General features: G+C 56.8%; 25 protein-coding genes and 3 pseudogenes. 19 read left to right on the forward strand and 9 right to left on the reverse strand.

Annotated features, from left to right (window positions below; genetic code table 11):
* Window positions 1-88: pseudogene (locus E3W21_RS31665) on the forward strand (glutathione-dependent formaldehyde-activating protein); the annotation flags it as partial.
* A 498-nt stretch (window positions 89-586) separates the two neighbouring features.
* Window positions 587-1,600, forward strand: a complete 1,014-nt coding sequence (locus tag E3W21_RS04625) for an acyltransferase (protein ID WP_134418606.1) — start codon at window positions 587-589, stop codon at window positions 1,598-1,600.
* Window positions 1,601-1,617: 17 nt separating this feature from the next.
* On the opposite strand, the gene E3W21_RS04630 is transcribed toward E3W21_RS04625, so the two are convergent.
* Window positions 1,618-2,907 (reverse strand): FAD-binding oxidoreductase, encoded by a 1,290-nt coding sequence (locus tag E3W21_RS04630; RefSeq protein ID WP_134418607.1) that lies wholly within the window; start codon window positions 2,905-2,907, stop codon window positions 1,618-1,620.
* Between the two features lie 286 nt (window positions 2,908-3,193).
* On the opposite strand from E3W21_RS04630, the gene E3W21_RS04640 reads away from it, so the two are divergent.
* Window positions 3,194-3,934: a Mut7-C RNAse domain-containing protein gene (locus E3W21_RS04640; protein WP_134418608.1), complete on the forward strand. Its 741-nt coding sequence runs from the start codon at window positions 3,194-3,196 to the stop codon at window positions 3,932-3,934.
* Window positions 3,935-3,954: 20 nt separating this feature from the next.
* On the opposite strand, the gene E3W21_RS31105 is transcribed toward E3W21_RS04640, so the two are convergent.
* The gene (locus E3W21_RS31105; protein WP_165353210.1) at window positions 3,955-4,125 is read right to left on the reverse strand and encodes a hypothetical protein; all 171 of its coding nucleotides are present in this window, start codon (window positions 4,123-4,125) and stop codon (window positions 3,955-3,957) included.
* Window positions 4,126-4,224: 99 nt separating this feature from the next.
* Here E3W21_RS31105 and E3W21_RS04645 point away from each other — a divergent pair, with 99 nt between their 5' ends.
* Together E3W21_RS04645 and chrA are read left to right on the forward strand one after the other, a co-directional pair.
* Complete coding sequence (locus tag E3W21_RS04645) at window positions 4,225-5,169, forward strand: chromate resistance protein ChrB domain-containing protein (RefSeq protein ID WP_134418609.1); 945 nt, start codon at window positions 4,225-4,227, stop codon at window positions 5,167-5,169.
* Window positions 5,162-6,520, forward strand: a complete 1,359-nt coding sequence (gene chrA / locus E3W21_RS04650; protein WP_134418610.1) for a chromate efflux transporter — start codon at window positions 5,162-5,164, stop codon at window positions 6,518-6,520. The genes E3W21_RS04645 and chrA overlap by 8 nt, the downstream gene beginning before the upstream one ends.
* 194 nt (window positions 6,521-6,714) lie before the next feature.
* Here chrA and E3W21_RS31670 read toward each other — a convergent pair whose 3' ends face one another.
* Both E3W21_RS31670 and E3W21_RS04660 read right to left on the reverse strand, forming a co-directional pair.
* Window positions 6,715-7,212 carry a hypothetical protein gene (locus tag E3W21_RS31670; protein ID WP_256661512.1) on the reverse strand — a complete coding sequence of 166 codons (498 nt, stop codon included), beginning with the start codon at window positions 7,210-7,212 and terminating at the stop codon, window positions 6,715-6,717.
* An 89-nt stretch (window positions 7,213-7,301) separates the two neighbouring features.
* On the reverse strand, window positions 7,302-7,985 hold the full coding sequence (locus E3W21_RS04660) for a helix-turn-helix domain-containing protein (RefSeq protein ID WP_134418611.1): 684 nt from the start codon (window positions 7,983-7,985) through the stop codon (window positions 7,302-7,304).
* A 103-nt stretch (window positions 7,986-8,088) separates the two neighbouring features.
* Between E3W21_RS04660 and E3W21_RS04665 the strand changes: the two genes are divergently transcribed.
* Entirely contained in the window at window positions 8,089-9,030 is a 942-nt protein-coding gene (locus tag E3W21_RS04665; RefSeq protein ID WP_134418612.1) for a carbon-nitrogen hydrolase family protein, read from the forward strand.
* A gap of 42 nt (window positions 9,031-9,072) precedes the next feature.
* Entirely contained in the window at window positions 9,073-9,507 is a 435-nt protein-coding gene (locus tag E3W21_RS04670; RefSeq protein WP_134418613.1) for a GFA family protein, read from the forward strand.
* Window positions 9,508-9,606: 99 nt separating this feature from the next.
* On the opposite strand, the gene E3W21_RS04675 is transcribed toward E3W21_RS04670, so the two are convergent.
* Window positions 9,607-10,077, reverse strand: a complete 471-nt coding sequence (locus E3W21_RS04675; RefSeq protein ID WP_134418614.1) for an anti-virulence regulator CigR family protein — start codon at window positions 10,075-10,077, stop codon at window positions 9,607-9,609.
* Window positions 10,078-10,312: 235 nt separating this feature from the next.
* Entirely contained in the window at window positions 10,313-10,588 is a 276-nt protein-coding gene (locus tag E3W21_RS32275) for a hypothetical protein (RefSeq protein WP_371927039.1), read from the reverse strand.
* Between the two features lie 561 nt (window positions 10,589-11,149).
* Between E3W21_RS32275 and E3W21_RS32280 the strand changes: the two genes are divergently transcribed.
* From E3W21_RS32280 to E3W21_RS04695, 4 genes are all read left to right on the forward strand, one after another.
* Window positions 11,150-11,857 (forward strand): methyl-accepting chemotaxis protein, encoded by a 708-nt coding sequence (locus E3W21_RS32280; RefSeq protein ID WP_371927042.1) that lies wholly within the window; start codon window positions 11,150-11,152, stop codon window positions 11,855-11,857.
* A gap of 517 nt (window positions 11,858-12,374) precedes the next feature.
* Window positions 12,375-13,184 carry a glycosyltransferase family 2 protein gene (locus E3W21_RS04685; RefSeq protein WP_134418615.1) on the forward strand — a complete coding sequence of 270 codons (810 nt, stop codon included), beginning with the start codon at window positions 12,375-12,377 and terminating at the stop codon, window positions 13,182-13,184.
* A gap of 83 nt (window positions 13,185-13,267) precedes the next feature.
* Window positions 13,268-14,071 carry a 2OG-Fe(II) oxygenase gene (locus tag E3W21_RS04690; RefSeq protein WP_134418616.1) on the forward strand — a complete coding sequence of 268 codons (804 nt, stop codon included), beginning with the start codon at window positions 13,268-13,270 and terminating at the stop codon, window positions 14,069-14,071.
* 149 nt (window positions 14,072-14,220) lie between these two features.
* Window positions 14,221-14,706 (forward strand): GNAT family N-acetyltransferase, encoded by a 486-nt coding sequence (locus tag E3W21_RS04695; protein WP_178082653.1) that lies wholly within the window; start codon window positions 14,221-14,223, stop codon window positions 14,704-14,706.
* 46 nt (window positions 14,707-14,752) lie between these two features.
* Here the strand turns inward: E3W21_RS04695 and E3W21_RS04700 are convergent, their stop codons facing one another.
* Window positions 14,753-15,061 (reverse strand): panthothenate synthetase, encoded by a 309-nt coding sequence (locus tag E3W21_RS04700; RefSeq protein WP_134418617.1) that lies wholly within the window; start codon window positions 15,059-15,061, stop codon window positions 14,753-14,755.
* Between the two features lie 241 nt (window positions 15,062-15,302).
* Between E3W21_RS04700 and E3W21_RS04705 the strand changes: the two genes are divergently transcribed.
* The 7 genes and pseudogenes from E3W21_RS04705 to E3W21_RS04735 all read left to right on the forward strand — a co-directional run bounded on the left by E3W21_RS04705 (window position 15,303) and on the right by E3W21_RS04735 (window position 19,712).
* Window positions 15,303-16,154, forward strand: coding sequence for a putative selenate ABC transporter substrate-binding protein (locus tag E3W21_RS04705; protein WP_129436820.1), 852 nt, complete (start codon window positions 15,303-15,305; stop codon window positions 16,152-16,154).
* Window positions 16,151-16,948: a phosphonate ABC transporter ATP-binding protein gene (locus tag E3W21_RS04710; RefSeq protein WP_134418618.1), complete on the forward strand. Its 798-nt coding sequence runs from the start codon at window positions 16,151-16,153 to the stop codon at window positions 16,946-16,948. The genes E3W21_RS04705 and E3W21_RS04710 overlap by 4 nt, the downstream gene beginning before the upstream one ends.
* Window positions 16,942-17,769, forward strand: coding sequence for an ABC transporter permease (locus tag E3W21_RS04715; protein ID WP_134418619.1), 828 nt, complete (start codon window positions 16,942-16,944; stop codon window positions 17,767-17,769). Before E3W21_RS04710 ends, E3W21_RS04715 begins: the two co-directional genes overlap by 7 nt.
* On the forward strand, window positions 17,766-18,533 hold the full coding sequence (phnE, locus tag E3W21_RS04720; protein ID WP_134418620.1) for a phosphonate ABC transporter, permease protein PhnE: 768 nt from the start codon (window positions 17,766-17,768) through the stop codon (window positions 18,531-18,533). Before E3W21_RS04715 ends, phnE begins: the two co-directional genes overlap by 4 nt.
* Window positions 18,534-18,657: 124 nt before the next feature.
* Window positions 18,658-19,193: pseudogene (locus E3W21_RS04725) on the forward strand (LysR substrate-binding domain-containing protein); the annotation flags it as partial.
* A 148-nt stretch (window positions 19,194-19,341) separates the two neighbouring features.
* A pseudogene (locus tag E3W21_RS32120) lies at window positions 19,342-19,419 on the forward strand (PaaI family thioesterase); the annotation flags it as partial.
* A 74-nt stretch (window positions 19,420-19,493) separates the two neighbouring features.
* A complete protein-coding gene (locus E3W21_RS04735; RefSeq protein ID WP_134418621.1) occupies window positions 19,494-19,712 on the forward strand; it encodes a hypothetical protein in 219 nt (72 codons plus the stop codon).
* A gap of 246 nt (window positions 19,713-19,958) precedes the next feature.
* On the opposite strand, the gene E3W21_RS04740 is transcribed toward E3W21_RS04735, so the two are convergent.
* Window positions 19,959-20,414, reverse strand: coding sequence for a LysE family translocator (locus E3W21_RS04740; protein ID WP_256661509.1), 456 nt, complete (start codon window positions 20,412-20,414; stop codon window positions 19,959-19,961).
* Between the two features lie 37 nt (window positions 20,415-20,451).
* Complete coding sequence (locus tag E3W21_RS04745) at window positions 20,452-21,543, reverse strand: DUF3616 domain-containing protein (protein WP_134418622.1); 1,092 nt, start codon at window positions 21,541-21,543, stop codon at window positions 20,452-20,454.
* Window positions 21,544-21,890: 347 nt separating this feature from the next.
* On the opposite strand from E3W21_RS04745, the gene E3W21_RS04750 reads away from it, so the two are divergent.
* On the forward strand, window positions 21,891-22,559 hold the full coding sequence (locus tag E3W21_RS04750) for a polysaccharide lyase family 7 protein (RefSeq protein WP_129436826.1): 669 nt from the start codon (window positions 21,891-21,893) through the stop codon (window positions 22,557-22,559).
* Window positions 22,560-23,316 lie beyond the last annotated feature (757 nt).

Here is a 23,316-nt window from a genome sequence, read left to right on the forward strand (position 1 = left end):
GGAACCCTATGACTGCCTGTCCCCGGACTTGATTGACGCACTGGCGACTCATGTCGCCAAACAGAAAGGCCTGCTCCCCGCCGCCTGATTGATCGGTCGCCGCGGTTTCTTTTCCGGACCGCGGCTCCGATTCACCTTTGATGTTGTGCGCCCCACATAATTAACTGGGGGGCTGTGGGCATGAAGACAACGGGTTACGCCAGTTTTCAATTCCGCTCGTACCAATTTTGTACCAACCCAACTTTTCGCTATGGCTAACTGCATCTGCATCAGGCAGATACGGCCAAAAGCCGCCGGTCAGGGTATCTACCAAAAGGGGGCGATTCACTTAGCGCCAAGCTATCGAGCAACGTCAAACAAGCAACGTCAAAAAACCAGTCATTTAGCGAATTCCTCGCGATTGGAATTTTTTCATGGCGTGAAGTGTAAAGTGCAAAAGGTGTCCTAGACTACAGGCTTAAATGGTCTGAACTCATGAATTTTTCACCGCTGCAACTACTGGATTTTTATATGAATTCAGACAGTCTTCAGACGCGGCACTGCCTTTATCGAATGCCCTCTATCGACCCAAGAGCGGGATGCAAATATGAATAGTAGTTCCGTAGAGGGCTCTCGATTCAGCGTACTTGATGGATGGCGCGGCATAAGCATCTTGCTTGTCTTGGCGTGCCACCTGCTACCTCTTGGCCCAAAGCCTTGGCAATTTAATGCCGCCGCAGGCGTTATGGGAATGGCTATATTTTTTACGCTCTCGGGTTTCCTGATAACAAATTTTCTGCTCAACAACAGCAGCGTCGTTGATTTTTTAATTCGCAGAATCTTTCGGGTTGTGCCTCTCGCCTGGTTGTACATGCTCATTGCTTTACCTGTCATGAACAGCACTTCGGATTTCTACATCGCAAACTTTCTGTTCATTGCCAACTGGCCGCCTATGTGGCTTGGCAGTGTAAACGGCCACCTATGGAGTTTGTGCATGGAGGTCCAGTTCTATTTCGCCATCGCTTTGCTGGTAGTTCTGATGAGAAACAAGTGGGTAGTGCTAATCCCTTGTCTCTGCATCGCCGTCACGATGTACCGAGTCATGAATGATGTCCATGTCGCAATCAACACTTATTACCGCATTGATGAAATACTTTCTGGATGCATACTTGCACTGATATACAACAATAGACTGGGCAACATCCTTGCCAAACTTCCGACACAAACGGGGATCGCACAAATATTTTTATTCCTCCTGTTTGTCTTGTCCTGTCATCCCGACGCGGGCTTCATGAACTACTTCCGCCCCTATCTTGCTGCAGCAATGGTGGGGAGCACGTTACTCAATAGCCGGACACGAGTTGCCCAGATTCTGAATAATCGCGTTCTATTTTATATCGCCACCATCTCGTACGCGCTCTACGTTGTTCATCCGCTGCTAATACATACTTGGCTGGGTAGCGGAGATACCGTCATAAAATATTTGAAGCGCCCTTTGTTGTTCGCCGCCATTTTTATCACCGCGCATATCTCGACCTTCTATTATGAAAAATGGTGGATTGCTTTTGGTAAGAGATTTGCCAAGAAAGTAGCTAGCCAATCTGTTACATCGGTCGGTTGAATCCTGGCAGGAAGCACTTACTTGTTAAGGCGCATAGCGTCGAAAGCATCTCGCGCTTCGCATGCGGTATAGGTCATTTGCGCGGCGACCAGACCGGCCAGACCAAAAGTACGGGTCAACCCGAATTTGCGGAAACCGTCGGGAATCGGAATGGACTTGGCGATAGCATCAGCCAGAACCTCGCCTGCCACCGTCGTGGGCGCCATGCCATGACCACCAAAACCAACGGCGTGCCAGACGCCTGCTTCATCTTGGCCAATCTGGGCCATTTGATGCCGGCCATAACTCATCAACCCGCCCCAGGAATATTGGATTTCTACACCTTCCAGCTGGGGATATACGGCTAAAAGATCTTTTTTGAGCAGACTGGCGATCGCTTCCGGGCTCCGATTGAGCACCGAAATCCGCCCTCCCCATAGAATCCTGCTGTCGCGAAGCGGCCGGTAGTAATCAAACGCGAACCGCGTGTCGTAGACCGCTGATTCACAGTCAATAACTTCTTTCAAGCGAGCCCCGAGGGGTTCGGTTGCTACGACATAGGTGGCAATGGGTAATACAGCACGCTCGACCGGGCGATAGACGCCGCGCGCGTACCCGCCACAGGAAAAGATGACATGCTCGGCATGCACTTCCCCGCCATCGGTTTGCACAACATATTGCTTTCCACGCTTCTCGATGTTCAGGGCGGATGATTGCTCATGGATACGCACACCGAATTCAGCCACCGTGCGAGCAATGCCGTACACGTACTTGAGAGGATGAAAGTGGAAAGCGTTGCGCTCCAGCAGGCCGCCGAAATAGCGCTCAGTCTTGAGCATCTCTTTTAACTGGCCTGGCGGTATGTATTCCCAATCAACCCCGTAGACGTCACTCATGAGTTTTCGCGGTGTTTCAAGTCTTGACGGGGCGTTGAACCAATTAGCGAGAATCACACCCTTGTCAGCCAGGTCACAATCGATACCGTATTGTTTGACACGATTACGGATCAACTCAACGGCATCCAACGTTAACCTGTAAAGGCGTTGCGCCTCTTGAACGCCAAGGGCGGCGAGAAGGTCACCGTTTCCCAGGCTGTAGCCTCCGAAGACGAAGCCGCCATTACGACCCGAGGCACCATGACCGAGGCTATGAGATTCCAGAACAACGACGTCATTGATACCACGCTCCGCCAACCCGAGTGCGGTCGACAGGCCTGCCAGGCCACCACCGAGGATGCACACTTTAGTATCTACACGACCCGATTGAGCGGGATAGGTGGTGATGTCGGCCGTGGTTTCATAAAAGGTTTGCTGGTAATTAGTGCTCATAAATTCATGTGGCCTCGACGGCGTTTTTATTCAATCGCCTAATTGCAATAGAAAGTCCTGGACATAGGGCACAACCGATATTCCGGCGTGGGCGGTGTTGGGAACAATGTCTTGCTGAACACTTATGTCATAGGCCTCAAGGTTGCGTGGTGCACCGATAGAAACGGAGCGTAGACGTTCGTGGTGCAGGTAGTAAAATCGGTTGGCAAATCGTAGTTTGAAGCCTGCCGGAGAAGATGTCCGGACTAGACTCGCTCATCCTTGCAGCCCTGCCATACTGTTCAACATGACCAGTGCAACCTTCCGCTTCTACGAGGAGCTCAACGATTTCCTGCCGGCCGAACGGCGGCGGCAGTCCTTCACTTGTGAGTGCGCGCGAGCGGCGACGGTCAAGCACATGATCGAGGCGCTCGGGATACCGCACACGGAGGTCGAGCTGGTGCTGCTCAACGGCGAATCGGTGGGCTTCGAGCGGGTGATTTTCGACGGTGACCGGCTGGCGGTGTATCCCAAGTTCGAAGCGCTGGACATCAGCCCGCGGCTCAAGGTTCGTGCGCAACCTTTACGGGTACTGCGCTTCGTCGCTGATGCGCACCTTGGCGGGCTGGCCAGCCTGCTGCGCATGAGCGGCTTCGACACCCTCTACGACAATGGCTTCGAGGATGGCGAGATCGCCGAGATCGCTGCGCAGCAAGGACGCATCGTGCTAACCCGTGACCGCGAACTGCTCAAGCGCCGGATCATCAGCCACGGCTGTTACGTGCATGCCCTGAAACCTTCGGTGCAGCTGCGCGAATTGTACGAGCGCCTCGACCTGGCGCGTAGCGCGCGGCCATTCAGTCTGTGCCTTCATTGCAACCTGCCGCTGCACGAGATCAGCCCGGAACTGGCCCGGTCGCAGGTGCCGCCACGCGTAGGCATCCTCTATTCGCACTTCTTGCGCTGCGACGCCTGCCAGCGGGTTTACTGGGAGGGTTCGCACTGGCGCGGCATGTGTGCACTGCTGGCACCTCTGCTGGACCGATAGCCGAGCGCATCGGCCCGCCTCTACGACTTGAAGCGCCCCACCAGCCCGTTCAGTTCATTCGAGAGGTGCGAAAGTCGGCCTGAGTCTTCTTGCGCAGAGCTGGCCAGGCTTTCGACCAGCCGCGCCTCGTCGTAGATCTGCTGGATATGCCGATTGATCTCTTCGGCCACACTAAATAAATCGGTCCCCATTTAATGCACCGCCAAAATCCCAGATTTTAAGGATGGCTTTCCAAACGCCAAAACCACAGTTAATGTAATAACAATTACAAAATAAATAGCGCCAACTACATGAAAACCTGGCTGACACTGATTCTCGCGTTACCCACCGCGAATGCCACCGAGCGCATGCGAGCCTGGCGTGCTCTGAAAGCCTCAGGTGCGGCGGTTTTGCGCGATGGTGCCTATCTGTTGCCTGATACTGGTGTCTGTCGTGAAGCTCTGGCGTCTGTCGAGCGCGACATCCTTTCTATCAACGGCACTGTTTACATCCTGCCCGTGGTCGATCCGGAGGGTGAGCGCTTTGTCGAGTTGTTCGACCGTAGCGATGATTACTGCAAGCTACGCGCAGAGATTGAAGAGTGCCGTGGGCAGCTCAAGCCTGAAAACGCATTGGTCACAACCAAACAAATTCGCAAGCTGCGCAAAAACTACGATCAGCTCACCCACATCGATTATTTCCCAGGCAAGCCCAAGGAGCAGATGGATTCAGCCTTGCAGGAGCTTGAGACGGCTGCTAGCAGAGCGTTGTCTGCGGATGAACCCCATAGCCGCGACGAGCCCATAACGGCACTCAACCGTGGTGATTATCAAAGTCGTGTCTGGGCAACACGTAAGCGTCCGTGGGTTGATCGTCTGGCTTGTGCCTGGTTGATTCGGCGCTTCATTGATCCTCAAGCTCAGATCCTCTGGCTGAATACTCCACATGACTGTCCGGCAGACGCGCTGGGCTTCGACTTCGATGATGCGACCTTCAGTCATGTCGGCAATCGCGTGACCTTCGAAACCCTGCAAGCCAGTTTTGAGCTTCAAGAACCCGGCCTGAACCGCATTGCGGCCTTGGTGCACTACCTCGATATCGGCGGTATTCAGCCTTTGGAGGCTGCCGGCATCGAGCGCGTGCTGGCAGGACTGCGCGAAACCATTACCCATGACGACCACTTGCTGGCTGCTGCGAGCGCCATCTTCGACGGCCTGCTCGCCGAGTTTGTGAAAGAGGAACAACCCAATGAGTAAGGTGCGGGCATCAACGGCTGGAGAGGATCTATTGAGGCCGGAGGCCATCAGCTTGCGTGAAGCATTCTGGTTCTGGTTGAAGCTCGGCTTCATCAGTTTCGGCGGGCCAGCAGGACAGATTTCGATCATGCACCAGGAACTGGTGGAACGTCGGCGCTGGATCTCCGAACGACGCTTTCTCCATGCGCTCAACTATTGCATGTTGCTGCCTGGGCCAGAGGCTCAGCAATTGGCGACCTACATCGGCTGGCTGATGCATCGGACCTGGGGCGGAGTGATCGCCGGAGTGCTGTTTGTGCTGCCCTCACTGTTCATCCTGATCGCTTTATCGTGGATGTACATCGCGTTCGGCGAAATGCCTGTGGTGGCCGGCCTCTTCTATGGGATAAAGCCTGCCGTGACGGCCATCGTGGTGCAGGCGGCACACAGGATCGGCTCTAGGGCGCTGAAGAATAATTTGCTGTGGGCGATAGCAGCCGCTTCATTTGCCGCGATCTTCGCGTTCAATGTTCCTTTCCCGCTGATCGTATTGGGGGCAGCGTTAATCGGCTATGTCGGAGGGCGTCTGGCGCCTGAGAAGTTCAGAACCGGGGGCCATAGCGCCGCCAAAAAATCCTTCGGCCCGGCCTTGATCGATGACGACACCCCGTCCCCCGAACATGCCCGGTTCAGCTGGATGAAACTGGCGCTGCTGGCCCTCATCGGCGCAGCGCTGTGGGTGTTGCCGATGGGAATCCTCACCGCGCTTTTTGGCTGGGAAGGTACCTTGACCCAGATGGGCTGGTTCTTTACCAAGGCCGCGTTGCTGACTTTTGGCGGGGCCTATGCCGTCCTCCCGTATGTCTATCAAGGTGCGGTCGGTCACTATGGCTGGCTTACCCCGACCCAGATGATCGACGGTTTGGCACTGGGAGAAACCACACCAGGGCCGCTGATCATGGTAGTGGCCTTCGTCGGCTTTGTTGGAGCGTACGTCTCACAAGTGTTCGGCGCCGATCATATATTTTTGGCCGGCGCTGTCGCGGCCACCCTGGTGACATGGTTCACCTTCCTGCCCTCGTTCCTGTTCATCCTTGCCGGCGGCCCACTGGTGGAATCGACCCACAACGAACTCAAATTCACCGCACCGCTTACCGCAATCACAGCGGCGGTGGTGGGAGTGATCCTCAATCTGGCATGTTTTTTCGGCTATCACGTGCTGTGGCCGCGGGGCTTCAGCGGCAACCTCGACTGGCCTTCTGCGCTGATCGCCATTTTGGCGGCAATTGCCTTGTTCCGCTTCAAACGGGGAGTCATTCAGGTGCTGATGGCTTGCGCGCTTGTCGGCTTGGCGGTGCATCTGCTGCGCTAGAAAGCACAGGTGAGGGACGAAGCAAAATGCGAGGTGATCCGTTTGGCTTACCTCGGAAATCACTCCTTGTGACTTGTTGGATGTGATCGGCCGACGCTTATGGGTTCAAGCAGCGGAACAAACGAAAACGGGCGCCTTGTCGGGCGCCCGTTTTGTTGAGTCTGTTGTACTTCCCTATCAGCCGTTATGGCTGATCAGTGCGATTTTTTCGAAACCGATGTCCCGGCTTTGCTCAACCCTTTCGTGTTGTGATCGCCTGGCGTTGAGGTCGAGATTGCACTGGCTTTGGCTACGCCGCGAGTGTCTTTGGAATGGGCGATGCCTGAAGTCGTTGGGCCATGACCGCGATCACTATTGCGTTCACTGCCGTAGTGGTTTCCGCTTTCACCATGGTCGCGAACAGCCTTACCGGCGTGATCGCTGGCCAGTCCATTGCCGCGGCCGTTACTGTTAGCGCCGCCGGAGTGATCTGAACCACTGTGACCGCCGCCTATACCGCCGCCCTGGCCACCGCCATTACCTCCCCCATTACCACCGCCACCACCACCACCACCACCACCACCACCACCACCACCACCGTCTTTCGCATAGGCAGAGTTCATGATGGACAGGTCAGCAGGGAGTAATGGGGCGGCCGCAAGCATCAGGGCGCAGGACATTACAGCAATGAGACTCTTATTCTTTAAAAGCATGATGGCTTCCATAGGGTTGATATCGCGAGTCTTATGACGCTTTAAGCCCCAGACAGTTCAAGTCCTGCGACCGACGGATGTTGCCAGCGCTACCGTGCAGCGCTCCGGGTACCCGCGAACGCACTCGTGCCAAGCCAGCGCCACAAACTTTCCGCATCCTTCACCGCGCCATCTACACGCAGCTCTCGCGACTGAAGAACCTCGCGCGGTGTGCGGTCGCCCGTCCAAACCTCGGTCAACGCGCGCACGCTGGAGTCCACGACGAGCGTCAGTTCGCGTCCGGGGTCGTCGCGACACAGGTCTGCCACGCCCTGTTCAACCACGAGCCACCACGCTTGTTCGCCGGGCCGCGCGTCACGGAATCTGAAGTGGATGACCACCGGTCGGGACGGGAACGTTTCGATGCGCACGAACCGGCGCACGTCCCACATGAGCAGGCCCGCGTCGAGTTCGTCATCGCGAAGGCGACTGCCGATCCAGCGCGCGCCCCAATGCCCTAGCGCCATGATGATGGGGCGCAATTCCTCGCCTGCCTCGGTCAGGCTGTACTCCCAGACTTTACCGGTGGCCGTGCGGTGCACGACGCCGATTTCTTCCAAATGCCGCAGCCGCTGTGCCAGCAGGTTGGTGGACATTCGGGGCACGCCGCGGTGCAGTTCGTTGAAGCGCTTACTGCCGCACAGCAACTCGCGCACGACCAAGGGTGTCCAGCGCTCGCACAGGGCTTCAGCACCGCGCGCGACCGTGCAGAACTGACCGTAGCTTTCGTCCATTGCCTTGGCTCCGCAATTACAACGCTTCAGATTCTGAACTAGCCCCGCCACTTCGCCACGCGCACGCTGAAACCTCGAAAGCCAAATACCAAAGGAGCACGCCATGACTAAGGTAGCCATCATTCAGCGCCCGCCCGTGCTGCTCGATCGCAGCGCGACGATCGCCCGGGCCGTGCAATCGGTAGATGAGGCAGCGGCGGCGGGAGCCTCGCTTATCGTTTTGCCCGAATCGTACATTCCCGGTTACCCGTCATGGATCTGGCGGCTGGCGGCGGGAAAGGACGGGGCTGTAATGGGCCAGTTGCACACGCGGCTGCTGGCCAATGCCGTCGATATCGCGAAAGGTGACCTGAGCGAATTGTGCGAGGCCGCCAGAACTCACGCGGTGACGATCGTGTGCGGCATTGATGAATGCGACCGGCGCAATGGTGGCGGCACGCTCTACAACAGCGTAGTCGTTATCGGCACGAACGGCGCAGTGCTCAACCGACACCGCAAGCTGATGCCAACCAATCCCGAGCGCATGGTGCATGGCTTCGGTGATGCCTGCGGGTTGCGCACGGTCGATACACCCGTCGGCCGCGTGGGCACGCTCATCTGCTGGGAAAACTACATGCCGCTGGCACGCTATTCTCTGTATGCCCAAGGGGTGGAAATCTACGTCGCCCCCACGTACGACTGTGGCGATGGCTGGATCAGCACGATGCGTCACATTGCGCTCGAAGGCCGCTGTTGGGTGCTCGGCAGCGGCACCGTGCTGCGCGGCAGTGACATCCCCGACGACTTCCCGGCGCGTGCGCAACTGTTTCCCGATCCGGACGAATGGATCAACGACGGCGACTCGGTGGTGGTCAGTCCTCAAGGCCGGATCGTGGCCGGTCCATTACACCGAGAGGCAGGCATTCTGTATGCGGACATCGACGTCACACTCGTGGCGCCAGCGCGGCGGGCGCTCGACGTCACCGGGCATTACGCGCGCCCTGACATTTTCGAACTGCAGGTGCGGCGCACGCCAGCGACAGCGGTGCGCTACATCGACGAATGAAGGCCGGCGGTATCACCTGACAATTGATCAAGGAGTCATACCATGAGCATTGAACGGTCTTACAAGGGCAGTTGTTTTTGCGGCGCAGTCGAGTTCACGGTCAGCGGCGAGCCGGCCGCGATGGGCTATTGCCATTGCGAGTCGTGTCGGCATTGGTCTGCCGGACCGGTCAATGCCTTCACACTGTGGAAACCCGAGGCGGTGCAAGTGACTCGGGGGGCTGCCAATATCGGCACCTACAACAAGACACCGCAGAGTTTCCGCAAGTGGTGCAAGACTTGCGGCGGGCACATCTTCACTGAACACCCGGGGATGGGGCTCATCGATGTATATGCCGCGGTCATCCCGGATCTCGCATACTCGCCAGGCGTTCACGTCCACTATCAGGAGACCGTGCTGCGCATCAAGGATGGATTGCCCAAGCTGAAGGATGTCCCCAACGAATTAGGGGGATCGGGCATCAGCATGGACGAATAGCGCGGGTTACGCCGGTTGCCACCTGTTCGGCAGCAGTCCGGCAATTTCATAGGCAGCCGCGTCGGAACATCCTTCAAATGGGCATATGGATCATGCCCATTAATCAAAAGCACCGTTGAGCACTTCGTAGATGAGCCCGGTTGCCAGCGCGACCAATATCAAGTCGGTGCCAACTTGCTGCCATTCATACCCATCATAATTAGGCAGCCTGCCGATCAACCGTCCGTCCAGTTTTTTGGCAATCCCGGGTGGAAGCGGCTTGCCTCGCGCGAGGTTCTTTTGGATGCCGGGTGGCAATGCAGGTCCGGGGCTCCAGTAGTCCCGATACCCGCCAATAATCCCGAGAACACTGCCGCGATTGATACTTGGGCCATTATCCCAATCGCCGCCCCCGGAGTTTTTGCCTTTGCCTCCCTGACCTCCCTGGTTGCCATGAACCTGGCTATTTTGCGGGTTTCCCTTGCCGTTTCCCTGGCCCTTTCCATTACCAGGATCGGCCAATGCAGTCACTGGACCGGAAACCAGCGCAAGGCATGTAATTGCTGCAATCAATGAGCGAGATCTGAGCATGAGTCGTTCCTTCAGGGTGGCGGGACATCTCTCTGTAATTTAGACGCTATCGGTGATGTGGGTTCCATTTCCTCCCATCGACACCCAAGCCCCACCGCGCGTCACTTCAGCATTACTTGCCTCTATTTCTGACATTGTTTCCCGTGTTCACCGTCGAACACGGGAGGGGTGATGGCAAACGGCTACGCTCTTCACGGTTTCTCATGAATGCCCCGACATGCCGAAATGACCTGCTTTATTCCGGCTCAATTACATGGAGTAAAAGTGAATGCTTTTGCCCCCTCGTTTTCTTGACCACTACCGCAAAGCCGACCGAATCATGCTGGGCCTGATCTGACTGATGTTCCTCTTCGCGTTGGGTCTGGCTTACTGGCACGACACGTTTATTCAGGCGTTTTTGGTGGGTGGCGGCACGAGTCTGCTGCTGACGGTGCTTTATCGCGCAATGGGCGGCACGCGGTTGATGCGGTGTTGCCTGGGCATTGGTTTGATGGTCATGGCCGCGTTGCATATCAATCAGGCCGAGGGCGTCATTGAATCCCACTTTGGTATTTTCGCGTTGCTGGCGGTACTGACTTTTTATCGCGACTGGCTACCGATTCTGGTTTCCGCTGCCACGATCGCCGTTCATCACGTGGTCTTCCATGCGCTGCAACACCAAGGTTTTCCGGTCTACGTCATGGCGCATCACGGTGGGTGGACGATGGTGTTTGTTCACGCCTTCTATGTGGTCATGGAGACGGTCGCCCTGCTCTATCTGGCCGTGCACAGTCAAGCCGAAGCGGTGGAGAGCCAGGACATGCTGGACAAGATGCTCGCGGCCACGTCCCAGCTCGCCGTCGATGCTGGCAAGGGAGAAAAGGCCACGGTGCATGTATCGCTCGTGGATCGTTTCGATCAATTCCTGATGCAGATTACCGCCCTGGTTGACGGGGTTGTTCGCGACTCTCACGGCCTGGGTGAACTGGGCCAGGAGCTTGCCAAGGCGAGCAATACGCTGGAGAAAGGGGCCAAGCATCAGCTGACGGAAATTGCCCAGATGACGGGTTCGATGCAGCGGATGGGGGACGCGATGGGGCCTATTGCCGTTCACGTCGAGCATGCCGTTGAACATGCCGGCCAGGCCAGCGTGCAAATCACCCGAGGACAGGAAAGTGTGAACCGCGCGCAGCAGGAAATCACTCAGTTGGCGTTTCGCCTGAAAGGCACCCACTCAACCGTGCAGGTTCTGGCGGGACAGGCGGAGCAAATCGGTACTGTCCTGGAGGTCATCAGCAGTATTGCTGAACAAACCAACCTGCTGGCCCTCAACGCCGCCATCGAGGCCGCTCGCGCCGGCGAGCAAGGCCGAGGTTTTGCCGTTGTGGCCGATGAAGTACGCAGCCTGGCGCAGCGCACCGCCCTCTCCACGAAGGAAATCAGGACGATCATCGAGGCCTTGCAGCAAGGCAGCCGCAAAGCCGTCGAGGCCATGCATGACAGCCGTGAAGGCGTGGAGCGCTGTGTCGAAGACAGTCAGCTGGCGGCCGCGATGTTGCAGGCGGTGGGCAGCGACATCTCCCATATCGATGAACTCAATGGGCGCATTGTCACCACCACCCGCGAACAAACCACGGCAAGCCGCGAAGTGGTCGGGCGCTTGCAGTCTGTGCAAAGCAGCGCAAAACACCGCAGACGATGTCGAAACCCTTGCCCTGAGCAGCCAGCGCTTGCCCCCCATCGCGGTTCGCCTGGATGCACTGGGCCGCACGTTTCATCAGTAAGGCTCAATGCTGAGTAACCGTTGGCGCCACGGCATCTGCATCAACGGTTGTTTTCTGTGGCACCGCCTCTGTCATCACCGCTTAGAAAATGTCCCACACAGTGCATTTCCCTCATAACCATGAAAGATAGGTCCCAGGGTCATCAGAGGGACCGATCGCAAGGCTGTCAGGACACAAAGATGTTCACTGAGCCAGTTCGGGCAGAAAGCCCCACTCCGAGTCAGAGATATCTGGCGCTCTTAAATTTGTCCATCGACAGTAATCTACGTGCCTGCGACCAGGCTGCGTGTGCGGGAGATAGCTAGCGGGACGTGTAACGAATTAAGTCACGGATGTTTACCTACAGCGCAGATCCTTATACGATGAAGTCCGTATATACTGCTCTCCATCAGGTCCGGGTAAGCTATGGTTATTATTTACAACAAAGCGGCTTAACAAATTGTGCTTTATAGTCACGCAAAATGTTGCGCAGACAAATAAGCGAAAGCTGCATATGCAATAAAATTACATGCAATATCAATGGGCGCCCGAACAATGAACAACACTAGTTTCCTGGCTGACAGCTCCAAAAACTTCAGCATAGTTATAGTCAATTACAAAACACCAGAAATCACCAAGATATGCTTAGACTTATTGCACCAGCATGTGGGCAGCCTTAGCGTCCCAATATGGGTAGTTGACAACTATTCCGCCGATGAAAGCACTGAGTATTTACGAACTCTTGACTGGATCAATTTAATCGAGCGATCTGTTTCCGAACCAGAGCCTGGGCATATCGCGCATGGCAAAGCACTTGATCTGGTTTTGGAGCGAGTTGAAACTGATTATTTATTTCTAATGCACACCGACACATTTGTTTTTGATAAAAATGTTTTTCCGATGATGCTGAACAAATGCTTGAAAAACCAAAAAACCGTAGCCGTCGGTTGTGTTGAGCAAATAAATCGCGGCACTACCAGAACACTTTGGCGCTTTAGCTCACGCCTGTTCCAACATCATTTCAGACGTATGAAAATCTCCATGGGATTACGTTCCAGAGAACCGAGACCGTACAGAGAAGTCTACTTGAAGAGCTTCTGCACATTGTGGAACTGCAAACTTATCAAACAGCACAACATGCATTTTTCGATGGATGATCGCGTGCCTGGCTACACCCTCCAAGACCGCATGACCGAGCTTGGCTATGTCGTTGAAATGTTATCGCCGCGTAAAATTTTCAGCTATCTGGATCACATCCAGGCTGGCACTGTCGCAGCGGCTGGCGGCTATGAAAAGACTCATAGACGAACCAAAATGTACAACAATATCCTTAAGCGCCTGAAGAAAGACGACAGCAAAAGTTAAGCTACGAAGAGACGCAACGAGCAGGGCGCTGGACTCTGCTTCAAGTCACCCACAAGTCTTTATATTTAGTTATTGGAGCGGTAATGGCAACCATCACTCAAGCACTACCTATGACCCTCTCCCCGGAGCTTGATTTCGACCAGAACGCCGCCAGCGCCTTGGGTTCCTCATTGACCAGTCGCTATATTCAGGCCACGCCATTTCCGCACATTGTCATCGATAATTTCCTGGATGAAGAGCTGATTGCGAGTATCTGCTCGCACTTCCCAATCGAGCCAACCAACAACGAAATGCTCTATGAGCGCGGCTATAAAGGCCAACTAAAGCGTCAAATCAGTCCCAACGAATGCCCCCCCTTTTTGAAGACTGTTTTCAACGCCTTTAACTCGGCCCCCATGTTGCAATTTCTTGAAAAGCTCACAGGCATCGAAGGTCTGATACCCGACCCCTACTTTGCTGGTGGCGGTCTGCATGAAACGAAAAGTGGTGGTTTCCTGGGGGTGCACTCGGACTTCAGGCTCAACAAAAAGCTTAATGTTGAGCGCAGACTGAATATCATCATTTATCTGAATGAAGACTGGCGAGAGGAGTACGGCGGTAACCTTGAACTTTGGGGTGTCGACATGAAAACCTGTCTTAAAAAAGTCCTGCCCATTTACAATCGATGTGTCATTTTCAACACTGACAAAGACAGCAATCATGGGCATCCAGAGCCTTTAACAACGCCAGAGCACGTCACGCGCAGATCTATAGCGCTTTATTACTACACCGCAGGGACCATGGTGATCGATCCCGCACAAAGAAACAAAACCCACTACAAGCCAAGGCCCAAAGATCGTTTCAGTCTAAAGTACTACATGGGCAAACTAATCAAGAAGAAAAACTAAACTACGAAACACCCGCTGAAAGATTTAGCCAGTCTGTTGGATCGACCGGTTGAATCCACAGCCAAAAGCAGCCATTGCGCAACGACAAGGTGTTTCTTCCCTCGACATGCTTATGGGACGATAAAGTTTCGCCATCGTTAAGGAAGATCATGGACATTCGATTGACGGAAGCCAAAGACTGGATGTTTTTGAAGCAAGTCCGTCTCGCTGCGCTTTTGGACACGCCGACAGCGTTTGGTGTGAGTTACCAAACTGCCGCGAATTACAGTGACGAGCAGTGGAAAGAACGCGCCTCATCAGCAGCCGGACCGGAATTCTGGTTGGCCATCAAGGACGATAAACCGGTGGGGATGATCGGTGCGGGAGTCAGCCAAGCGAATCGCTATAACCTGATCGGAATGTGGGTTGAACCCGCTGCACGTGGTTCTGGTGTGGCAGCTCAGCTTGTTGAGGCGGTGAAATCTCGCGCGATCGGCAAAGGGCATGATCGCGTTTTTCTGGATGTCTCCCCGGACAATGCAAGAGCCTCGAACTTCTATCTAAAGCAGGGTTTCTCTTTCATCGATGAATGGGAACCTTTGGTCAGTCATCCGCATATCACGGTTCAGACCATGCTTTGGACTGTACGGACCTGACCAACGGGCGGATCTGGGCCGTCAGTACCGACCCCCAAATGGCCTCTCAGCACGCCCACGTTTGCCCGAGTGTCTCCAGACCGGCCTTTTGCAGATCCTGTGCGCTCATCACAATACGGAATTTGCAGCTGGCGTTGAAGTTGAGAAAAAACGGCTCCGCCAATGCGGGGATGTCGGAGGGGTCTTGTACGTCGACCACAAAAATCCCACCACGCATGCCATCTTGCTCGGTAAAGTACGCCGCCTCCGGTTTGATGCTGTTCAGGATGCGCTCAATAACCTCGCCCACTTTCCCGGCTTTGACAAGGGAGTTGAAGGGTTCATTAGGGCACTCGACCATCAGTAACATCTTCATCAGTCAATCCTCTGTTCAACTTGCAACCCTGTAGTGTCATCAAGAATAGCGAAGCGTGAGCCAACCCTCATGCAGGGTTACGGGCGGTCATGAAACATGGCGATTTCGGGCAGCTAAAAGCGCTAACCCAAGGATCATCCTGGCCGGATCAACTTCAGGCTTTTCGCACTAACGATGGGGCCAAAAGCGGTCAATTTCACTCCATTTCGTCTACCCTCACTTTATGCACCGGAGAATTTTCATGCTCAACCGTACCCTGGCATTGGCTGTCGGCTTGACGCTGTCTTTTTGCACCCTGTTGGCGCAGGCCGCCGACACCCTGAAAGTCAGCGCGATTCCCGATGAAGCCCCGACCGAACTGCTGCGCAAGTTCAAGCCGCTTGGTGCCTATCTGGAACAGCAATTGGGCATGAAGGTCGAGTTCGTACCCGTGAGCGACTATCCGGCCGTGGTCGAGGCGCTGGCCACTGACCGGATCGATATGGCCTGGCTGGGCGGCTTCACGTTCGTGCAGGCCCGCCTGAAAACCGGCAATGCCATTCCGCTGGTACAGCGCGAACAGGACGCCCAGTTCACCAGTAAATTCATCACCGCCGACCCAGCCGTCAAATCCCTCGCCGACCTCAAGGGCAAGACCTTTGCCTTCGGCTCGGTGTCCTCCACGTCGGGTAGTCTCATGCCGCGCTATTTTATGCTGAAGGATGGCATCAAACCGGAAACGTACTTCAGTCGCGTGGGCTATTCCGGCGCCCATGATGCCACTGTCGCCTGGGTCCAGGCCGGCAAGGTAGACGCCGGGGTACTGAACGCCAGCGTGTGGGAAAAACTGGTCGCCGCCGGCAAGGTCGACACCACCAAGGTCAGAGTGTTTGCGACCACCCCGGCCTACTACGACTACAACTGGACGGTACGCGGGACCCTCGACCCGGCGTTGGCGGCCAAGATAAAGGCAGCCTTTCTGGCTCTCGATCCGGCGAAGCCGAAGGACAAGGAGATTCTGGATTTGCAGGCCGCCAGCCGATTCATCGAAACCAAACCCGAGAACTACAAGGGCATCGAGGAAGCCGCACGCGCCGCCGAACTGCTCAAATGACGTTGCATCTGACCCAGGTCAGCCTTACCCACGCCAACGGCGTCCAAGCGCTGCGTGGTGTGGACCTGCACATCGGTGCCAGCGAACAGGTCGCCATCATCGGTCCGTCCGGCGCGGGCAAGTCGAGCCTGCTCAACCTGCTGGCCACCGCCCTGCGACCGGACAACGGTGAGCTGCAGGTGCTCGGCGCGCGCGCCTGGCAGCTGTCTGCCCGTCAGCGTCAGCGTCTGCGCGCGCGCATCGGCCTGATCCATCAAGCGCCCCCGCTGCCACCGCGCCAGCGCGTGGTCACCGCGGTTCTGGCTGGAAAGCTGGGTCAGTGGGGTCTGGGCAAAAGTCTGCTGAACCTGCTGCATCCGGTGGATATTCCGGGCGCACGCGCGGCATTGGCCAGGCTGGACCTCAGCGACAAGTTGTTCGCGCAATGTCAGCAACTGTCCGGTGGACAGCTACAGCGCGTGGGCATTGCCCGCGTGTTGTATCAAGCGCCCGAGGTGTTGCTGGCCGATGAGCCGGTATCGGCCATGGACCCCGTGTTGGCCCAGCACACGCTGTCGGTGCTCTGCCGCCATGCCCGGCAGCACAACGTCACCCTGGTCGCCAGCCTGCATGCGGTGGAGCTGGCCCTGGCGCACTTTTCGCGGATCATCGGCTTGCGTGACGGACAGATCCTGTTCGACCTTGCGGCCAGCGAAGTCGACCGCGAGCTGCTCGACAAGCTCTACGCCAACGAACAACTGCAATCTCCACCGATTGCTCCGGCGCCCTTGAGTGTGCAGATTCCCCGATGCTGACCCGTGATACCCGAGATCCGGCCACCCGACCCCGCCTGCTGCTCATCTTGCTGGCCCTTGCCTTGCTGTGGCCGGGCATCCATTTCAGCGAGCTGGACCTCAGTGTGCTGGTGGCGAGTGACAGTCAGAGCGAGATGGGCCGGTTCGTCTCAGCCTTCTGGCCACCGGCCCATGGTGAGGAATTCATTGAGCTGTTAGTGCAAGCCACCTTGCAGACCCTGGCCATCGCCACGGCCGGCATGGCCCTGGCGTTGCTGTTGGCCGTCCCCGCCAGCCTGCTGGCCAGTCGGGCTCTGTCGCTGTCTGCCGCCTCCCGTGCCGGCCACCCGGGCTATTGGGGTCAACTGCTGCGTTGGCCGGTACGCGGCTTACTGATCTTCCTGCGCAGCGTGCCGGAAATCGTCTGGGCGCTTTTGTTCGTGCGCGCCGTCGGCCTCGGTCCGACGGCCGGGGTGCTGGCCATCGCCATTACCTACAGCGGGATGTTGGGCAAGGTCTACGCGGAAATTTTCGAGTCGGTCGATCAGCGCCCGGCCCACGCGCTGCTGCAAGCTGGCAGCGGTCGGCTGGCAGCCTTTTTCTACGGGATCCTGCCCAATGTCGCTGCCGAGCTGCTGTCGTACACTGTGTACCGCTGGGAGTGCGCAATCCGCGCCTCGGTGGTGATGGGCTTCGTCGGTGCCGGCGGTCTGGGCCAGCAAATGGACCTGTCGTTGCGCATGTTCGCCGGCGGTGAAGTGGCCAGTTTGTTATTGACGTTTCTCGTCCTGGTACTGCTCGCCGATCAACTCAGCCGCCTGCTGCGCTGGAGGCTGGCATGAATCGCCTGATCAACCTGGTGCTGCTCCTGTGTATCGGCGCAGCGGTGGTCGCCTCGTTCATCTACCTGGGCATCGACCTCGGCGAGCTCGGTGGCAGCGGTAACCTGAAGCAGATGGGCGCTTATGCGCAGCGTTTTCTCAGCCCGGACCTGAGCGCGGGCCATCTGCAAGCCATCGGCCACGGCGCCCTGGAAACCATCGCCATGTCCGCCCTTGGCACCCTGCTCGCGGCGGTACTCGGTCTGCTGTTGGCATTGCCCGCGGCGGGACGCTTCGGCTGGCCTTTGCAGAGCGCTTCGCGTCTGGTGCTCAACGCCTTGCGCGCGGTTCCGGAACTGGTGTGGGCTGCGCTGATGGTCCTGGCCGCCGGGCTCGGCCCCAATGCCGGCACCCTGGCCTTGGCCTTGCACACCACCGGCGTGCTCGGCCGGCTGTTCGCCGAAGCGCTGGAAAACACCCCGCCAGAACCGGCCGAAGCCATCCGCTTGCAGGGCGGCAATGCCGTATGGGCGTTCTGCTACGGATCACTGCCCAACCTGTTGCCACAGCTACTGGCCTACATCTTGTACCGCTGGGAAAACAATATCCGCATGGCCAGTGTGCTCGGCTTCGTCGGCGCCGGTGGTTTGGGGCAAATGCTCTATGTCAGCCTCAGCCTGTTCCAGGAAGCACAAGCCAGCACAGTGATACTGGCCATGCTGTTACTGGTATTCGCCGTCGACACATTAAGCAGCTGGAGCCGTCAACGCTGGGTCAAGGCCTGACTCATATTTATCGTCGCCTGATGAAGTCATTTCGCGGTGGCAGTCTTGAACTTGGTCCAGGTGCGCATGCGCGCCCGCATATCGGGCTGGGGAATGTCTTTGCCAGGGATCAGCCGTGCATAACCGTAGCCTTGAGGCATACCTTGAACAACCCTTGTTCTTTCGCAGTGGACGCAGCGTCAGCCTGACCGATGCCGGTCACGACCTGCTCAGCACCACCCAAGCGTTGCTGCAACAACTGGCCGTCGGCATTCGCCGCCTTGGGCAGTACCAGAAACCCAACCAACTGGTCCTCAACACCACCCCGGCACACCACGCGAACAGCGCACAACCCTTCACGGCGAGCGGGAAATGGATTGGAGTCACTGGGCGGTGGAGGCTGGCATCGATGTCGGCCAGAAAGATCAGGGGCTGAATTTCTCCGACCCCGGCCTGCTGCTGGACGCCGCGTGCGCGGGGCTCGGTATCGCCCTGGTCAGCCAGTTATTGAGTCGGCAGGCGCGCGCCCAAGGATTGTTGCAACCCTTGGTTGAGCAAACCATTCGCGGCCCGAACTGGGCCATGCTGACCCATCGTGACAGTGAGAACAATGCGCTGGCGCGAAGCTTCAGTGAGTGGCTGCTGGGTAACCTGGAAGCGGCAGACCCGATGACTGAGTGAAGCCCTCACCCCACGGTTCGCGCAGCGCGTACTTTCGCGTATCGCGAGAGTCCGATCTTGATGCCAACCAGGATGGGGGCGGCGACTACCATCGTTGCGCATCTCCAACCTGAAGGACTGGCTGCCCATCCAACGGCCCAAGGATCTTGTGCTGACGGCTATCGGAGACTCCATTTTTGTTCGCGTAGATACCGAGCAACTGGCAGCCGTCGCTCATAGTCGGTAGGTTGCCTCCACCCAAGCACCACCCATTGGCGGTTTGGCAGGACCCGCCAGAGTTCACCATCAAGTGAGGTTCAAATGGACAGCACACCGGGGCTGGAAATCGAGGAGGCCGCCTATAACGAATTCTTCGGCCTTTGGAACCAGGGAATGTTCGAGAAGCAGCGCCTGGGTCAAGCCTTCTATAACTATTTCCGCCTGCATCGCCTCACCGACCAAGCGTCCTTGTTTGGCCTCTATGAGGCTGACGGGGAGAAAGCGTTGGTCACGATTTCACGCCTGTTTCAGATCAAGTAGCCTCTCTTTCTTAAAGGCTGGAATCGGCCGATTCTGTTGAAAAAGTCGGCCATGGTTTCCGCGGCAGAAAAGTATGCGTCCGAGATTGAAATCTTTACTCTCGGCAGAGGCATCGGGGACTCAGATTTCACGTAGCAGCGTGCAAAAAAGGCGTTTTCACCAGGCAATGATCAGGTCGTTTGGGCGGACCGACTTTTTCGACAGAATCGGCCATCAGCGGTCACTGGTTGCGTCTCAAATCCGCCATCAGCAAACGTCCACCCAACCCGCACAACCCGTCATGACGCCTGCTGACGTTCTATTCAGGCGCTTCATTGCCTTCGGTGACTGGATGGCCCGCTTGATTCGCGACGCGGTAACGAGGTAAGTCAATTGGACGGTGAGTTCGATCACAATGCCGAGCGCGGTAATGAAGATGACTTCTGGATAGGACAGAGCCGTCAGATCAAATGCATGGGGCAACACCGCGCCGAAAAATACGACGGCTTTTGGATTACTCAGAGTCAGCACGGCTCCGGCGAGAAGGCCCGCGCCTGCTGAGCGCTTTGGAGGTGCCTGCATTTGTTCGGTGTTCTTTGACCATAAGTTCCAGGCGATGAACAGGATAAAGGCAACGCCGAGCCATTTCACCGCGATGAAGACCGACTCGAACTGCTGGGTCAGTGCGGCAAGTCCGAGGGTGGCGACCAGCAGCCCAGGCAAACTGATCTACAGGCCGCGTTGATGTCGATGTGCGTGGCTAATCCAGGATGAACAGGTCCCCTTCCACATCCGTATCGCCGTGTTTACGACTCTCCGCCGCAGAGTCGTAGACGATCAGCAGAGCCTCCCCAGGCTGCTCGCCCGATTGGAACAGACACATGCCCTCAGCGTGATCGTTGCCTTGCCCGAAAGGCACCTCCAGCACCTTCTCCAATTGATCGGTGAAGACCACGCGTTCCTCGTCGGACGCGAAACCGCCGCGCCAGCGGAAGACCGTTACCGGACCGTCCTGCTCCATGGTGGGGCCCGCCAGGATCAGCAGATCGTCACCGCGGGTGCACAGGTCACGCAAGCCCAGGCCATTGAGCGCAAAGAAGTGCTTACGGTAGCGGCGCCCATCCGGACCGATCTTCTTCAGCACCAGCGTGTCAGACGAGGCGTCGTTCAACTCGGGTTCGATCTCCAACAACACGGCCCAGCCGCGTAGAACCGGTCCACGCAGCCCCAGCAGAAGGCGCGAGCCGATCACCACCAACCCTTCGATATCGAAGCCGTTGTCCTTACCCGGGATACGCAGGAAGTCGCGTAGCTGAGGATCTTCAGCAATCGCCGCGGTCAGGTCGTTACCGACTTCGTTGCCCTGCAACTGCGCCGCCGTACGTCCATCGGCATCCACCTTCCTGGCGAGTCCATAGCTGTCGTTCTGCTTCACCACAGGGATGCGGGCCAGCAGAAAGCGATTGCCGTCCGCCTCTACCGTCGACAGGCGCTTGATATTCTTCTGTGCAGAAGTGCCGGCCTCGGCCTTCTTGCGCTTCAGGCTATGGGAGCCCACCACCCAGAGGTAACCACTGTCATGGACATAGGCCAAGCCCTCGATATCGATCTCGGCGTCTTGTTTCGGTAGGGGCAAATCCAGATATTCCAGGAGTGGAAATGATTGGTGCTCGTCGCACCTTACGCCGCCGCCGGGCGTAGCATTCTGGATTTTCAGGCGTTCCAGGCTCGTGGTTTCGTCGTTCGCCACCCAGAGTGTGTCGTCAATCTGCTGAGCGACCGAAAGGCCATCGCGCAACGACGCAAACGCCGGATCAAAGCTCAACAGCGCAAAATTGCTTCGGTCGCTCATGAGCGGTCTCCTGTCTTTATGGCGCGGCGCGCCGGTTTTTCAGAACCAGATTCTGCGCGTGTTCTTCGTCCAGTGCATGCACTCGTCCTGGCCGACCGGTCCACCGCTGATGGTTTGGTTCCTTCGCTTCCGCAAGCCAACCCACAATAGTTCCGTCAACTTCCAAAATAGCCGACTAACGGTTACGCCCGTGGGCACAAAGCCTGCAATAACTCCATCGACGAACATTTGACGTCAATCTACCGCCATACGAATTTCCTAATCAGCAGACCCAACTGACACAGCTCAATAGCGCAGGTTCGAGCGCAACTGTGGCCGCAACATTCTCCGCATACAGGATTCTTGACATGATCGACCTCGCCACCTGGAATTTAAGCATCCCTGAAGGCAGCCCACCGGCCACCATAGAAACGCCTCGACTGGCGCAAGGGTTCAAGGACCAGTATTTCAGTTCTGAAGCGGCTACCCTTTCCTTCTGGGCACCTGTGACCGGTTCCAGGACGGCCAACGCTATTTACCCGCGTAGCGAGTTGCGGGAAACCTATAGCGATGGAACGCTGCGCAACTGGCAGTATTCAGCGGCGGATAACACCCTGCGCGCGAGTCTGGCCGTCAATCAGGTTCCGAGCACCGGCAAGATCGTGATTGGCCAGATTCACAACAAGGACAGCAACAGCCCCATGGTGAAGCTGGAGTACCAGTACAAAACGTCGACTTCGACGGGAAACATTGTCGCCAAGGTGCGCATGCGTCCCGACGATGAAGAAGGCCAGGTCATTACCATTGCGACGGGTGTGCCGCTCAACCGCGACTTTTCCTACCAGATCCACCTCAGCCCGAAGGGCGCGCTGGGCATCAGCGCAGCAGGATACAACTGGAGAACCACCATCGACCCGAGCTGGAAGACCAAACCACTGTATTTCAAAGCCGGTGCGTATGTGCAGGACAACACCGGCTATCCCAGCGAGGGTGGAAAAGTGACGTTCAGGATGCTGGAGATCCATCACAAAATTTAGTCGCTTCATTGGGTCACTACCGTCGGCACGCCGATCCGAAGGGTGAAGACTTTAGTGGATTTCCTCGTCGATCGGCTACCAAGTGACTAGCTGTCAGTGAACTCAACCGCGCAGGCCGCAGATGCCCTCGAAGCCTTTCAAAACCATTGCGTGCGCATCCAGTGGGATACGCTGCTATCGCAGGCGGGTGTCGAAGGTGGCGGCACGCATCCTTACATGGTGCCATCACGTTCACTATCGCAAAAAAGGCGAGCGGGACGAGGAATGCATCAGATTGGTGGCGGAGGCTTCCCAGAGAAGAGTTATCCTGAATTATGAACGCTCTTTCCTGCGCCCGGTGCTGGATTGAGCTAACTAACCTTAAGGGGGCCGGTCGATTGCACCATTTCGCGATGGGCAGCTATCGGCCGATTGTGTTGAAAAAGTCGGTCCTTCCAGACTGCCCGCATATTGACTGTTAAAAACGACTTTTTTACGCGCAGCTGTGTGAAATCTGAGCCCGGAATCCTCTGCTCCAAGTAAAAATTTCAATCTCAAACGCGTACTTTTCTGCCGTGGAAGCCATAGCCGACTTTTTCAACAGAATCGGCCATAAGCAGCCGCTGGACAGACTAGTGGCTAATAGGTAGCGTCGACCTGCGGATTCCACGCCATCCGGACACTCAGCCCACCAACATCCGGACACTCATTCCACGCTCATTCGGACAGGCAGTCGGAGCGCAGCGACGCAGGTTTGCATTGTTAGTCTGAAGTCTCT

This window comes from Pseudomonas sp. F01002 (genome assembly GCF_004402115.1).
Classification (GTDB): Bacteria; Pseudomonadota; Gammaproteobacteria; order Pseudomonadales; family Pseudomonadaceae; genus Aquipseudomonas; species Aquipseudomonas frigoris.